The 13,422-nt window shown below is 49.3% G+C and carries 14 protein-coding genes; 7 read left to right on the top strand and 7 right to left on the bottom strand.

Annotated elements, in window-relative coordinates; translation table 11 throughout:
* Positions 1-148: 148 nt before the first annotated feature.
* On the top strand, positions 149-571 hold the full coding sequence (locus tag I2B62_RS14730) for an Hsp20/alpha crystallin family protein (RefSeq protein WP_195269834.1): 423 nt from the start codon (positions 149-151) through the stop codon (positions 569-571).
* Positions 572-754: 183 nt separating this feature from the next.
* On the opposite strand, the gene I2B62_RS14725 is transcribed toward I2B62_RS14730, so the two are convergent.
* The 6 genes from I2B62_RS14725 to pyrB form a co-directional block, all read right to left on the bottom strand.
* Entirely contained in the window at positions 755-1,663 is a 909-nt protein-coding gene (locus I2B62_RS14725) for a dihydroorotate dehydrogenase (protein ID WP_195269833.1), read from the bottom strand.
* Positions 1,660-2,358 (bottom strand): dihydroorotate dehydrogenase electron transfer subunit, encoded by a 699-nt coding sequence (locus I2B62_RS14720; protein WP_195269832.1) that lies wholly within the window; start codon positions 2,356-2,358, stop codon positions 1,660-1,662. Before I2B62_RS14720 ends, I2B62_RS14725 begins: the two co-directional genes overlap by 4 nt.
* The gene (pyrF, locus tag I2B62_RS14715) at positions 2,349-3,209 is read right to left on the bottom strand and encodes an orotidine-5'-phosphate decarboxylase (protein WP_243259551.1); all 861 of its coding nucleotides are present in this window, start codon (positions 3,207-3,209) and stop codon (positions 2,349-2,351) included. The genes I2B62_RS14720 and pyrF overlap by 10 nt, the downstream gene beginning before the upstream one ends.
* Positions 3,193-4,365 (bottom strand): dihydroorotase, encoded by a 1,173-nt coding sequence (locus I2B62_RS14710; protein ID WP_195269830.1) that lies wholly within the window; start codon positions 4,363-4,365, stop codon positions 3,193-3,195. Before I2B62_RS14710 ends, pyrF begins: the two co-directional genes overlap by 17 nt.
* A 166-nt stretch (positions 4,366-4,531) precedes the next feature.
* A complete protein-coding gene (locus tag I2B62_RS14705) occupies positions 4,532-4,963 on the bottom strand; it encodes an aspartate carbamoyltransferase regulatory subunit (protein ID WP_195269829.1) in 432 nt (143 codons plus the stop codon).
* Positions 4,956-5,882, bottom strand: coding sequence for an aspartate carbamoyltransferase (gene pyrB / locus I2B62_RS14700; protein ID WP_195269828.1), 927 nt, complete (start codon positions 5,880-5,882; stop codon positions 4,956-4,958). The genes I2B62_RS14705 and pyrB overlap by 8 nt, the downstream gene beginning before the upstream one ends.
* A gap of 287 nt (positions 5,883-6,169) precedes the next feature.
* Between pyrB and I2B62_RS14695 the strand changes: the two genes are divergently transcribed.
* The 6 genes from I2B62_RS14695 to I2B62_RS14675 all read left to right on the top strand — a co-directional run bounded on the left by I2B62_RS14695 (position 6,170) and on the right by I2B62_RS14675 (position 11,939).
* Positions 6,170-7,063 carry a fumarylacetoacetate hydrolase family protein gene (locus tag I2B62_RS14695; RefSeq protein WP_195269827.1) on the top strand — a complete coding sequence of 298 codons (894 nt, stop codon included), beginning with the start codon at positions 6,170-6,172 and terminating at the stop codon, positions 7,061-7,063.
* Positions 7,064-7,219: 156 nt separating this feature from the next.
* A complete protein-coding gene (locus I2B62_RS20380) occupies positions 7,220-7,459 on the top strand; it encodes a hypothetical protein (RefSeq protein WP_207736024.1) in 240 nt (79 codons plus the stop codon).
* A gap of 372 nt (positions 7,460-7,831) precedes the next feature.
* Positions 7,832-8,464 carry a cobalamin-dependent protein gene (locus tag I2B62_RS14690; RefSeq protein WP_038352545.1) on the top strand — a complete coding sequence of 211 codons (633 nt, stop codon included), beginning with the start codon at positions 7,832-7,834 and terminating at the stop codon, positions 8,462-8,464.
* A 246-nt stretch (positions 8,465-8,710) separates the two neighbouring features.
* Positions 8,711-9,352 carry a cobalamin-dependent protein gene (locus I2B62_RS14685; protein WP_195269826.1) on the top strand — a complete coding sequence of 214 codons (642 nt, stop codon included), beginning with the start codon at positions 8,711-8,713 and terminating at the stop codon, positions 9,350-9,352.
* A 3-nt stretch (positions 9,353-9,355) separates the two neighbouring features.
* Positions 9,356-10,060: a GntR family transcriptional regulator gene (locus I2B62_RS14680; protein WP_013382418.1), complete on the top strand. Its 705-nt coding sequence runs from the start codon at positions 9,356-9,358 to the stop codon at positions 10,058-10,060.
* A gap of 13 nt (positions 10,061-10,073) precedes the next feature.
* The gene (locus I2B62_RS14675; protein WP_195269825.1) at positions 10,074-11,939 is read left to right on the top strand and encodes a glycerophosphodiester phosphodiesterase; all 1,866 of its coding nucleotides are present in this window, start codon (positions 10,074-10,076) and stop codon (positions 11,937-11,939) included.
* 335 nt (positions 11,940-12,274) lie between these two features.
* On the opposite strand, the gene tuf is transcribed toward I2B62_RS14675, so the two are convergent.
* On the bottom strand, positions 12,275-13,422 hold a 1,148-nt coding region (gene tuf / locus I2B62_RS14670), incomplete at its 5' end, for an elongation factor Tu (RefSeq protein ID WP_195269824.1).

The raw sequence follows: 13,422 nt of genomic DNA, 5'->3' as shown, positions 1-13,422 counted from the left end.
ACCACTTGACAGTGCTAACAACCCGTCCTATAATATACGCGTAAACAGAATTAAGCGAAGTCCCTTGAAAAAGGAACCGAACTCAATGGTTATACAGGTTGATCACTTCATAAATCATGAAAACTAAATCAAAAAGGAGGAATGCCTTATGTTGTTGATGCCTAGAGATCGTTTCGGTTTTAATTTGTTTGATGATATGTTTAATGACCCGTTTTTTAAAAAGACAGAGTCCCCCGCTCTCATGAAAACGGATATTCAGGAAAAGGATGGCAGGTACATCCTGGACATGGATCTGCCGGGCTTTGGCAGGGAAAACATCAAAGCCGACCTTGAAAATGGCTACCTGACCATTACCGCTTCCAGAAATGACTCAAAGGAAGAAAAGGATGAAAAAGGCAATCTGGTTCATCAGGAACGCTACACCGGCCAGTGCTCAAGAAGCTTCTACGTTGGCGACAATGTAAAAGAAGAGGACATTAAAGCCGGCTATAAGGATGGTATTCTCCATCTGGAATTTCCGAAAAATGAGACCAAACAGGTTGAACAGAAAAAATACATTGCGATTGAATAAATCATAGCTTACCCCTTATCGGATGGTTCCGATATTCATTTTATTACTCCCCCGTAAGATAAAAAGCCGCGCTCACTCCCCTGAGCGCGGCTTTTGTTTTCCGTTAAAAAAGACCTCCCGAAATCCTGAAAAGCCATTGCTGGCAGCTTTTCGGGATTTCGGGAGGTCCGCTGTGTTTAAAATTTATAATAAAATACCGCGCACCTGATCGATGTTGGTAAGGCCCTCGGCCTGACAGTAGGCCTCTAACCCCTCGATCACCCGGACTGGCGCTTTGGGGTCGATGAAGTTCATGGTTCCCACCTGCACACAGGCCGCGCCGACCATGATAAACTCAAGGGCGTCCTCCCAGGTGCTGATGCCGCCCATGGCCATGACCGGCACGTCCACAGCCTTACAGACCTGATGGGTCATGCGCAGGGCAATGGGCTTGACCGCCGGGCCGGACAGGCCGGCGTAGGTATTGTCGAACACAATCTTTTTCTTTTTGTAGTCCACGGCCATGGCCTGGATGGTATTGATGAGCGAAATCCCGCAGGCGCCGGCTTCTTCGCAGGCCAGAGCGATGTCGGCAATGCTCTCCACATTGGGCGACAGCTTAACCATGACCGGAGCCTTGGACACTGCCACTACCTTGCGGGTGATGTCCGCTGCCATTTCCGCTTTGATGCCGTAGGCCATGCCGCCGGCCTTGACGTTAGGGCAGGAAATGTTCAGCTCAACCAGCTGGGCGTTGATGGCATTGATCCGTTCTATGGCTTCCAGGTAGGAGGCTTCGTCCTTGCCGCCCACATTGACCACGGTCACGGTGTCAATCCCCTTGAGGTGGGGCCACTCATTGGCGATAAAGGCGTCCACTCCCGGGTTTTCAAGGCCGATACTGTTGATCATGCCCGCAGGGGTTTCCCACAGGCGCATGCCTGTGTTGCCCGGCCGCGGCTCAAGGGTCAGGCCCTTGGTGCACAGGCCGCCCAGCGCTGCCAGGTCGTAGTATTCCTCAAACTCACGTCCAAAGCCAAAGGTACCGGAAGCGGTGAGCACCGGGTTCTTAAAGATAATGTCGTTAAACTTCGTTTCTAACGCTTTGCTCATAAGGCTGCCACCTCTCTGGTAAATACCGGGCCATCTTTACAGACCTTCTTGTTGCCCTCGCTGGTTTTGCAGGTACAGCCCAGACAGGCGCCGATACCGCAGGCCATATGGGCCTCCAGGGACACATAAACCGGATTTTCGGCCGGAACAATGTCGCACAGACTTTTCATCATGATCTCAGGCCCGCAGGTAAAGAACACCTCACCGGGCCGGGCTTCCACCCTGTGGGTAATGATGCCGCCAATGTCCACGATCACCTCGTCTGCCACCGCGTCAAATTCTTCTACGCAGTAGGCGGTGTCGCGGTAGCCCAGGTAAACACGCAGGTTGCGGTCCGGGTGTTTTTCCTTAAAATCCCGGCACACATAGTACAGAGGGGCGATGCCGATACCGCCGCCCACCACGGCCAGGTCGGCGTCCACATCCGGGAAGCCTTTGCCGTATGGGCCCTGCAATTCCACGGTGCCGTCCTTTTCCAGCTTTGATAAAAGCTGTGTGCCCTTGCCCACTATCTGATACAGGAAGGTGAGCACACCGTTTTCGTAATTGTGCACTGAGACCGGGCGCGACAGCAGCGGATCCTTGTCCCAGGCGCGCAGCATAAAGAACTGTCCTGCGCCCACTTCGCCGTCGTAGGCCACATCCATTTTGTAGATGCCCTCAGCCACAAACTGGTTGTTTAAGATTAAAGCCATTGCAGAATATCCTCCTTCATGGCCAGTGTCTTTTCCCGGATCAGGGCTTCAAAGCCTTCGGTTTCGCAGGGTGTTTCAGCCTTCTGATGGGCGGTGATCAGGCCTCTGGAGGAATTGATGACCGCACAGCGGGATTTCTTAAAGATGTTGGCAATATCCTTGCCGGTGCCGCCCTGGGCGCCGTAGCCCGGCACCAGGAAAAAGGTGGACGGGCACTGGTTCTGCAAAGCTTCAAATTCTTCGGGGAAGGTGAGGCCCACCACTGCGCCCACTGCCGAATAGCCGCTCTCGCCGATAAAGGGCTTACCCCATTGGGTAATCTTGTCGCCCACGGCCTCATAAAGCTTCTGGCCGTTTTCTTCCAGCTTCAGCTCCTGAAAATCCCGTGAGGATGGGTTGGAGGTGTGCAGCAGGACAAAGAGGCCCTTTTCATTGTTTTTGATATATGGGAAATAAGGGGACACGGCATCCTCGCCCATGTAGGCATTGACGGTCAGGATATCCACCTCAAAATCGCCCTCAAAATGGCCCTTGGCGTACTGGGTGGCTGTGGAGGTGATGTCGCCTCTTTTCGCGTCTCCAATGGCGATTTTACCGTTTTTGCGCACATAGCTGACGGTTTCCGAGTAAGCCTTCATGCCGTCCAGGCCCAGAGCCTCGTAGCAGGCAATCTGCATTTTGTAGCAGGCCGCAATATCTGCGGTGGCGTCCACAATCTTTTTGTTGAACTCGGTGATCTTTTCACCGGCTGACCAGTCCTTGTCCTTCAGGTACTGGGGCAGAAAGTCAATTTTGGTATCCAGGCCCACGCAGACAGGGCTTTTCAATGCTTCGTTATATAAGCGATCCATGATCATATGCGATCTCTCCTCCTTTAAATGTCATGAGCACCTTGCCTTTGAGCAGTTCTCTGCCAAAGGGGGTGTTGTGGCTTTTTGAGATAAAGGTTTTGGGGTCTACCCGTTCCTCGGCGTCCAGATCTACTAAAACCAAATCGCCGGCATAGCGTTCCTTGACCAGTCCGGCCTTTAAGCCCATGCGGGCTGCCGGGGCCTCGCTCAGCATCTGGCTCAGGCGTTCCACAGGAATGCCCGCGCCCTCAAAGACAGTGTAGTACATGGCAAAGGCGGTCTCGAAGTTGTTGATCCCCGGCGCGCCCTTAAGCTTGTCCTCATCGCTGTGCGGCGCGTGGTCGGTGCCGCAGATATCAATGCTGCCGTCCCTTGCGCCTTCGATCAAAGCCCGGCGGTCCGGGTAGCTTCTGAACGGAGGGTGTACCTTGTACTCCATGGCGGAAGCGTACAGGTGGTGCGGGGTGACCTCACAGGTAATGTCCAGGCCCTCTGCCTTGGCGGCCACAATGGCGTCCAGAGTAGCCTTTTTGCTGATATGGCACACGTGCAGGTGCCCCGGTGTCTCACGCAGCAGGGCAATGTCCCGCTCTACGGTTTCGGTTTCCGGCTCACAGTGCGTAGCCAGAATAAAGTCGTATTCGGTGGAGGCGGCCAGTCCCTGCTTCATGGTTTCTTCGTTGTCCACATTGTGTCCATCGTTGGAGTACACGTTTGTGTATTCCCGGGTACTCTCAAAGTCTACCAGGTCCGCATCGCTGAAATCCTTTGTCAGGGCACAGACCTGTACCAGATCGCAGAGGCCCAGAGCTTCCGCTTTGTCCATATTGGATTTCAGGGCTTCGGCGTTGTCCATAATTGGCTTGGTATTAGCCATGGCCACCAGCGTGGTAAAGCCGCCCTTCAGGGCTGCTTTCATGCCGGTTTCCATATCTTCCTTATAGGTGAGCCCAGGATCCCGCAGATGGCAGTGCATGTCGATAAAGCCCGGCATCAGCACCTTGCCCTGTCCGTCAATTTCACGGTCATGGGCGGCTTTGACCTGTCCCTTTTCCTTATAAACCTTTTTGATCTTACCATCATCATCAATGAGCACCTTTCCCGGCCTGCGGCCAGTGGCGTCGATGATTTCAACATTTGTGATCAATGTTTTCATTGTATTTCCTTCCCCTTTATTTTAAGGATCACAAATTCTTCGGAAATCTTTTTATCCTTTCAGGATGATTTCCTCATCATTTGCATTTGCTTCGTTGCCAGGCGCATTCGCCTATCGGCTCATAGAACTGCGTCCTGCCAAATTCTTTCAGAATTTGGACTCAGCTTCACTTCTCAATAAACGTTGTGTATGAGTCGCAGTATTCGCAGCGGTATAATTTCTTTTCGGCGTCTACCAGATAGAAGTCAATATCGCCCACATCCTCATACTGGGTGATGCAGCGCGGGTTTTTGCACTTCATGATACCCGTGACCCGGGTGGGCAGGGTCAGCTGCACCTTGCTCACAAGCTCGCCGTTATTGACAAAGTTGATGGTGACATTGGGGTCGATGAGGCCCAGCACGTTCATGTCCAGCTCCAGATCGGTCTCGATTTTGATCAGGTCTTTTTTGCCCATTTTCTTGCTGGGAACATTTTTCATGAGCACGACCACATCGTCGATTTCGTTGAGGTGCAGCTCCTTGTAAATCTCAAAGCCGTGGCCGGATTCAATATGGTCGATGATAATTCCTTTTTTCAGTTTTGATACATTAATCATTGATGTCTACCCCCAGTAATTTTGAAATCAGGGCCATGCGCACATACATGCCGTATTTTGCCTGTTTAAAATACACGGCGCGCGGATCGTCATCCACCTCCACGGAAATTTCATTGACACGCGGCAGCGGGTGCATGACAATCATATCTTCTTTGGCCTTTTTCATTTTTTTCCTGTCCAAAATGTAGTAGTCCTTCAAGCGCAGGTATTCTTCTTCACTTACGAAGCGTTCACGCTGCACACGGGACATGTAAAGAATATCCAGATCGCCGATGACATCGTCCAGGCTGTCTGTTTCAATATAGGAGCCGGGTTCCAGCATGCTCAGGAAATATTCTGGCATTTTCAGTTCCTTGGGTGAGATAAACACAAATTTGCTGCCCTTGTAGCGGTTCAGGGTTTTGACCAGGGAGTGGATGGTACGGCCGAAGAGCAGGTCGCCGCAGAGCCCTACCACGTGCCCGTCACAGCTGCCCATTTCATGCCGGATGGTCAGGAGGTCGGTCAGGGTCTGGGTGGGGTGCTCGTGCCCGCCGTCTCCGGCGTTGATAATGGGCATATCGCAGGCCGCCTTGGATACCAGCTTGGCGGTCCCCTCTCTCGGGTGACGGATCACCGCAATATCGGCGTAGCAGCCGACGGTGCGGATGGTATCGGCAATGCTTTCGCCCTTGGATACGGACGAGTTCGCAGGGTTGTCAAAGCCAATAACCTTGCCGCCTAAGCGCAGCATGGCCGACTCAAAGCTGAACCGTGTACGGGTGGATGGTTCGTAAAAAAGGCTGGCTAATAATTTTCCCTTGCAAACGTCAATATAATCGTCCTGATTTGCAATAATATTATCAGCCAGCCCAAAAATGGATTCTAATTCTTCTATGGTAAAGTCACCGGGTTCTATTAAATGTCTTCCTTTTAGCATCTCTTGCCTCCTTGGCTTTAAATTCGTCCACGACGTGCATTTTTGCAAAAAAAAACACCTTTTCAAACTGTCAAAAGGGCGTTTCACGCAATAATCATGCACTATATTACTCTAAGGTCGTGGTCATCTTCAACAGGGGTTTCCTCTGCCCTTTTGTTAAGAGTTTAATTAAATTAATGATAAAGTATAACCTGAAAAATGTCAATATCTTAATGGTTCAAAATATTGGCCTTTACTAAGAAATTTATGGTAAGATTAAGCAAATGAAATGAACGGAGGTACATCCAATGTATTTTGTCACCTATCAATACGCATCCTTCAGCGAAGCGGGTATTCTCACCTCGGATTTCAAACGCGTGGTGCCGGTTACCACCATCGGTAAGGTGCTCGGCGTCAAGCTGCCCGAGCAGATGACGGATTTTATCCGCCAGTCCGACGACGCCCTGATCGCTTCCATCGAGAAGGCCATGTCCGACAACCCCAATATGGGCATTAACCTGAACTCAGTCAAGCTGCTGGCCCCCATACCAAAGCCAGAACGCAACATTTTCTGCCTTGGCAAAAACTATACCGAGCATGTACAGGAAATCAAAAATATACCCGGCCTGGGCTCTGTGCCGGAAAGCCCCATTTATTTCTCGAAGCTCTCCTCATCTGTCACCGGTCCGGACTCCGTTATTCTGTCCCACGCCAACGCTACCAAGCAGATCGACTATGAGGCCGAGCTGGCCGTTATCATCGGCAGAGAGGGCTCTGATATCGCCAAAAAGGACGCTGAAGGCTATATCTTCGGCTACACGGTCGCCAATGACATCACGGCCCGCGACCTCCAGAAAAAGCATTCTCAGTGGTATAAGGGCAAATCGCTGGATACCTTCTGCCCTCTGGGACCGGCCATCGTTCACAAAAGCGCCCTGCCCCTGCCCCTGAACCTGGGCATCCGCTGCCGTGTCAACGGCGAGACCCGCCAGGAATCCACCACCGGCCATATGATCTTTGACATCCCCACCATCATCAGCGATCTGTCCCAGGGCGTTACACTGTATCCCGGCGACATCATCCTGACCGGCACCCCTGCCGGCGTTGGCCTGGCCCAGGATCCTCCCGTTTTCCTGAAGCACGGCGACGTGGTAGAAGCCGAGATCGAAAAGATCGGCATCCTCAGAAATCATATACAGTAGATTGGGTTTGCAGCTTAAGACCGATGGGAGATTTTCAGAAATATGCCGCAATCAAGGTACTCTTACCTCTCGGCTTCGGCGGCTCTGCGAAAAACAATCCGATTTCTTTCTCAATGAGACCGCAGGCGCCGTTCGGTAAAGTACCCTGCTTACGGCATGGGGGACGAAAATCTCCCGTCTCCTCAAAAAATTGAATATTTGCAGCTCAGCGTTTTTAAAAGCATTCAGGCCGCTCAGAAAACCAATGAGCCACCATCATTACAAAACGCTGAGGAGTCAAAGAATTTTTCATCCACTCGCGCCGCAGAGCGCGGTACTTTATTGAGCTGCGCCTATGGTCTCATTGCCTGTCAATTATTGTTGATTTTTCAAAGAGCCATCGAAGCCGCGAAATAAGAGTACCGCGATTTGCGGCCTCCCACAGAAAAATTCTTTGACGGCCCCCGCTAAACATCTTTTCCCCACCCATACACCTCCCGAAATCCCAAAAACCCTTTTACCTGATTATTTTAAAAGAGTTTTCGGGTTTTCGGGAGGTCTTTTCTTTAAGAAAACCTCTTCTTTTTCATGTAAATTAGTGTAATTCTTCCTGCACATACTTCTAAACAGATAAATTTTTGTTTTTTGGCCTTTTTGAGCAAAAAATCGAAAGCGTTTTCTTGACAACGGATTCAAAAGGGAGTATTATAGAATCACAAACAACACATGTACACACATGTGCTTACTGAAAAATTATTTATTCAAAAAATGAAGGGATGGTATTTTAAAATGGCAGATTGGAAAAATTTAACACAGGCAGTTGGAGATTTAGAAGAAGACGATGTAATGGAAATCTTAAATGATTTCGTAGCTACAAATCCTACCGAAGCAGAAGCTGAAGAAGCTGTTGCAGCTTGCCAGGCTGGTATGGCTGTTGTTGGTGATTTATTCGAAGAAGGCGAATATTTTGTTGGGGACTTAATTTTCGCAGGCGAATTATTAACCGAAGCAATCAACGTATTAAAACCAGTATTAGGCAGTGGCGACACAGCTGTTGCCGGCACTATCTTAATCGGTACCGCTCATGGCGATTTACATGATATCGGTAAAAACATTTTCAGAAGCATGGCTGAAGCAGCTGGCTTCCAGGTTACTGACTTAGGTATTGACGTAGCAATCGACACTTTCGTTGAAAAAGCTAAAGAAATCAAACCGGACATTATCGGTATCAGCGGCGTTTTAACCCTGGCTATCGACTCTATGAAAGAAACCTCAGACGCTCTGAAAGCAGCTGGCGTTGACTCTAAATTAATCATCGGTGGTAACCCTGTTACTAAAGAAGCCTGCGAATATGTTGGCGCTGACGACTTCACAACAAATGCAGCTGAAGGCGTTAAGATCTGCCAGGCATGGGTTGGCTGAGTTAAATCCGTAAAGTAAGATCAAATATAAAAAAGACACCAACAATGGTGTCTTTTTTAATGTCTTTTTTTGTCTTATGTCTAGATTTGTATATACAGGTTAGTATAAGTATGGTATAATAAAGACAAAACGATTTCAGATTGTTTGAATTCTTTTAAGATTACTAAGATAATTTTTTCACAAACAATCTTTTTATGGTATAATTTTTGAATAATTCTTTGTGTGAACACAAGTTAGGTAAAAATCATGAAAGAGAGTATTGTAAGATCAGTAGAGGGGTTGTATGAGCAGCGGACGCTGGAGCTGGTAAAGATCGCCGTGCGTAAAGGCTTTACACCGCTTCAGATTCTGGACTGGCTGCGTATCGGCATGGAACGGGTCGGAGACCATTATGAAAAATGTGATTATTTCATTGCCGATCTTATTTTTGCCGGTATTATCTTTCAGGAAGTCATGGATCTTGATGAGCTGAAAGCGCTGTACGCCATGCCGGCAGTGCCCAGAATGGGTAAAATTGTCGTCGCTTCTGTTTATGGAGACTGCCACGACATCGGAAAAAATATTTTTGCCTCCTTTGCAACCACAGCAGGCTTTGAAGTCATCGACATCGGCATTGACGTTCCTTCCACGACCATTCTTGAAAAAGTACAGGAATATCAGGCTGATATCATCGGTCTCAGCGGAATGCAGCAGGAAACAACCATCGAAATGAAAAAAATCACCGACGGACTTGAAGACCTTGGCATAAGGGAGCAGATACGTGTGATGATCGGCGGCGCATGTGTGGATGACGGCGTAACCCATCTCAGCGTAGGCGCAGATTACGGCACAAAGGACGTAACCAAAGCGGTGGAAATATGCAAACAATGGATACAGGAGAAAAAGTAAGTCATGGGCGCACCTGAATATATTAAAATTGTCGAAGCGATAAAAAATAAAATAACCAGCCAGGAGCTTGAGCCCGGGGACGCTATCCAGTCAGAGAACCTTCTCTGCGAGGAATTTAACGTCAGCCGGATGACCGTGCGCAAGGGCCTGGCCGTACTCGTCAATGAGGGCTACATCTATTCGATTCCCGGAAAGGGCAATTATGTCTGCGAGCCGGATCTGGACCAGTATATCCTTCATTATAATGAGATGGCGCCGGGAAATGAGCGTGGAGACGAGGTCCGCCTGATTGAGGTGAACGTTGTCAAGCCCAGCTATGAGGTTGGTTTCAACCTTGAAATTCCCGAAACCAAGCACGTCATTGTGGTCAAGCGTATCTTTTTAAAGGACGGTTTCCCAACCGCCTACGATATCAAATACATTCCCTACTACAGAGGGATTCCGATTGTGGAAAAGGAAATCCGCTACGCAACCTTCCCGGAGATGGTGGCAAAGAAAAATTCTATTTTTGCCATGACCAAAAAGCTTAAAATAAGAGCGGCCATCGCGGAGGATGAAACCGCGCGGAACCTTGAGATTCCTGTGGGGATGCCCCTGCTGGTCGTTGAGGAAAAGCTGCTGGACGAAAAGGATAAGCCCATTGGCTGGGGGATGATGTATCTGGCCGGTGAAGACGCAGGTCTCGAAGCCGTTGCTTCCTTCGATTGAGAGGGCGGTTTCCATGAAAAAACAAAAAATTCAATATAAACGCTTCTCAAGAGAAACCCTTGGGCTCTTTCGGTTTAACTTCTGGCCCTTGATCATTTTCGAGATTTTGTACTCTTTCTGCGGAAGCACGATTATTTTTCCTGCGACCGGGTTTATTTTAAAGCATTCACTCTCGGCCGCGGGACTTTTCTATATTACAGGCTCCAATATCAGCGAGCTGCTCCGGCATCCGGTGCTCTGGATTGTCGGACTGCTGCTGCTGCTCATTCTGGCCTTCTATACCCTCATCGAGTTTACCACCCTGGCCGTCTGCTTTCACGAAAGCCTGGCCGGACATAAGGTGCAGATCATTCCATTAATACGGAGCGGCTTTAAACGGGCACTGGCGATTTTTAAACCTAAAAATTTCCTGATGATTCTGTTTCTGATCCTGATCATCCCGTTTATGAACATGATGGTTACCTCCAACTTTATCGGGGAACTCACCATTCCAGGGTTTATTTCGGACTATATCGCGGACTCGGCCCTGCTGTCGGTTATTTTTCTCTTGCTGGTTGCCTTTCTGGCCATTCTTGTTATTCGCTGGCTCTTTGTGTTTAATGTGTTCATTTTAAAAGACCAATCCTTTAAAAGCGCCCGGCGCCAGAGCGCAAAGCTGATTAAAGGCCGCTTTTTCCAAACGCTGTGGCGGTTTCTGCTCTGGAATCTTTTTATTGTGGCCATTGGTCTGCTTGTGATACTGGCGTTTCTCATGGTCTGTGTCATTCCGGCTTCCCTGATCATTGAGCGTATCCAGGAAATGAACGATCCTTCCTTCTGGTTTACCCTTCTGACCAGTGTGGTCTCCATCATTTTTCTTCTGGGCTCAACCATTCTGGACGCGGTTATCACTCCGTTAAACTTTGCTTTTATATCAAAGCTTTACGCTGCCTATTCCCAGGCTGACAACGGAGCGCTGGACGAAGTGGCGCTGGTCAACAACAACATGTCCCTCGCTCCCCAAAAAAAACACCTGGTCATCGCCGCCTGTATTCTGCTGGTCATCTCCATCGGGGTTAAAAGCGCGCAGATTATGCTGGCCTTTGACGCCGACACTGCCGATATTCTGCTAAGCGGCCCACAGGTTACCGGGCACCGCGGCAATTCTACTGAAGCGCCGGAAAATACCCGCGCTGCGCTGGAGGCGGCCATTACCAACGGCGCCGATTATGTAGAAATCGACATTGCCGAGACCAAAGACGGTGTACTGGTGGTTTCCCATGACAATAACCTCAAGCGGGTTTCCGGGCAGGACATTGACATCTGGAACAGCACCTATGATGCGCTTAAGAACATCGACATTGGCAGCTGGTTCTCGCCTGAATTCAGCGGCGAACGCCTCATGACTCTGGACGAAGCCATTGAGACCTGCCGCGGTAAGGTCAAGATGAACATTGAGCTCAAGCCCACCTCTCACGATCACGAGTTTGTGGAAAAGGCTGTGGCCGTTGTCCAGAACCAGCATTTTAAAGACGACTGCATTCTTGCCTCGCTGGATTATCCCACTATTGAACGGGTTAAGCAAATTGACTCCAGTGTGCGTACCGCTTATATCAGCGCCATTGCCTACGGCGACATTGACACCCTTCCGGTGGACGCCTTCAGTATCGAGGCCACCTTTGTCAACAAAACCCTCGTCGAGGCTGTACACCGGCAGAATAAAGACATCTACGTCTGGACGGTCGACAACGAGGACCTCATCGACGACATGATCGACCTCAACGTTGACAATATCATCACAGACGATGTGCCGCTGGCCCGGGAGCTGGTAAAGGAAGACGGCGTAAACAGCCAGGACATTTTCAGGAAAACACTCGAACAAATTGTATTTGGTATGTAAATTTTTTATTAAGATAGAGAAAATTAAAGATATTCTAAAGGTTGAACGATTAGAATAGTACTTGAGAGATAAACATCTCCCCTTTTTCTTTTCATTCCTAATTTATATAAAAGGCAATGGGTATCGGAGCCCGTTGCTTTTTATTTTTTTGCTTTTAAATTACAAAAGGCCTCCCGAAATCCCGAAAACTGTTTTTGAACTGCTTATTCGGGATTTCGGGAGGTCTTTTTCATCTGTGCAGGCAGTAACCGTGACCGGCTCTATCCTTTCCATTAAAAAAGGATCCGGCTCACAAAAGCCAGATCCTTTTAATTTTAAATTGGTTTTATCTGAAATTAATCCGTGATAATCTTCGCAACAGCGCCGGAACCTACGGTACGGCCGCCTTCACGGATCGCGAAACGTAAACCTTCTTCGATCGCGATTGGGGTGATCAGGGTGATTTCCATTTCTACGTTATCCCCTGGCATTACCATTTCAACGCCTTCTGGTAATTTGATATTACCGGTTACGTCGGTTGTTCTGAAGTAGAACTGTGGTCTGTAGCCATCGAAGAATGGGGTATGACGGCCGCCTTCTTCTTTGGTCAGTACATAGACCTGAGCGGTGAAGTGGGTGTGTGGGTGGATGGAGCCTGGTTTTGCCAGTACCTGTCCACGTTCGATCATGGTACGGTCGATCCCACGTAACAGCGCGCCGATGTTGTCGCCGGAGCGGCCTTCATCTAACAGCTTACGGAACATTTCAATCCCGGTTACAACGGTTTTCTTGATTTCATGGATCCCTACGATTTCAACTTCGTCCCCAACGTGTACGATCCCACGTTCTACTCTACCGGTTGCAACGGTACCACGGCCGGTGATGGAGAACACGTCTTCCACTGGCATTAAGAAAGGTTTGTCGGTGTCACGTTCTGGTTCTGGGATGTATGCATCCACTTCTTTCATCAGTTCGACGATCTTGTCGCCCCATTCGCCGTCTGGATCTTCCAGGGCTTTTAAAGCGGATCCGATAACGATTGGTGTGTCGTCTCCTGGGAATTCGTATTCGTCTAACAGTTCACGTACTTCCATTTCAACGAGTTCTAATAATTCTTCATCGTCGACCATGTCGGCTTTGTTTAAGAATACGATGATGTAAGGTACGCCTACCTGGCGGCTTAACAGGATGTGTTCACGGGTCTGCGGCATTGGGCCGTCGGCTGCGGATACGACTAAGATCGCGCCGTCCATCTGGGCTGCGCCGGTGATCATATTTTTAACGTAGTCGGCATGGCCCGGGCAGTCAACGTGGGCGTAGTGGCGGGCGTCGGTTTCATATTCAACGTGGGCGGTTGAGATGGTGATTCCACGTTCTCTTTCTTCTGGTGCTTTATCGATGTTGTCGAAAGCTACAGCTTCACCGGTTCCGAAGCGTTTGTTTAAGACGGTGGTGATTGCAGCGGTTAATGTTGTTTTACCGTGGTCAACGTGACCGATGGTTC

Origin of the sequence: Eubacterium sp. 1001713B170207_170306_E7, assembly GCF_015547515.1 — a bacterium.
Lineage (GTDB): Bacteria > Bacillota > Clostridia > Eubacteriales > Eubacteriaceae > Eubacterium.
The sequence above is the reverse complement of the archived record's forward strand: the minus strand, read 5'-3'. Positions and strand labels throughout refer to the sequence as shown.

Excerpts from the sequence above, each read along its gene's own strand:
- I2B62_RS14720 (WP_195269832.1), bottom strand. The coding sequence starts at position 2,358 with ATGGCTTTAATCTTAAACAACCAGTTTGTGGCTGAGGGCATCTACAAA.
- I2B62_RS14675 (WP_195269825.1), top strand. The coding sequence starts at position 10,074 with ATGAAAAAACAAAAAATTCAATATAAACGCTTCTCAAGAGAAACCCTT.
- I2B62_RS14685 (WP_195269826.1), top strand. The coding sequence starts at position 8,711 with ATGAAAGAGAGTATTGTAAGATCAGTAGAGGGGTTGTATGAGCAGCGG.
- I2B62_RS14705 (WP_195269829.1), bottom strand. The coding sequence starts at position 4,963 with ATGATTAATGTATCAAAACTGAAAAAAGGAATTATCATCGACCATATT.
- I2B62_RS14730 (WP_195269834.1), top strand. The coding sequence starts at position 149 with ATGTTGTTGATGCCTAGAGATCGTTTCGGTTTTAATTTGTTTGATGAT.
- I2B62_RS20380 (WP_207736024.1), top strand. The coding sequence starts at position 7,220 with ATGGGGGACGAAAATCTCCCGTCTCCTCAAAAAATTGAATATTTGCAG.
- I2B62_RS14695 (WP_195269827.1), top strand. The coding sequence starts at position 6,170 with ATGTATTTTGTCACCTATCAATACGCATCCTTCAGCGAAGCGGGTATT.
- I2B62_RS14690 (WP_038352545.1), top strand. The coding sequence starts at position 7,832 with ATGGCAGATTGGAAAAATTTAACACAGGCAGTTGGAGATTTAGAAGAA.
- pyrF (WP_243259551.1), bottom strand. The coding sequence starts at position 3,209 with ATGGATCGCTTATATAACGAAGCATTGAAAAGCCCTGTCTGCGTGGGC.
- pyrB (WP_195269828.1), bottom strand. The coding sequence starts at position 5,882 with ATGCTAAAAGGAAGACATTTAATAGAACCCGGTGACTTTACCATAGAA.
- I2B62_RS14725 (WP_195269833.1), bottom strand. The coding sequence starts at position 1,663 with ATGAGCAAAGCGTTAGAAACGAAGTTTAACGACATTATCTTTAAGAAC.
- I2B62_RS14710 (WP_195269830.1), bottom strand. The coding sequence starts at position 4,365 with ATGAAAACATTGATCACAAATGTTGAAATCATCGACGCCACTGGCCGC.
- I2B62_RS14680 (WP_013382418.1), top strand. The coding sequence starts at position 9,356 with ATGGGCGCACCTGAATATATTAAAATTGTCGAAGCGATAAAAAATAAA.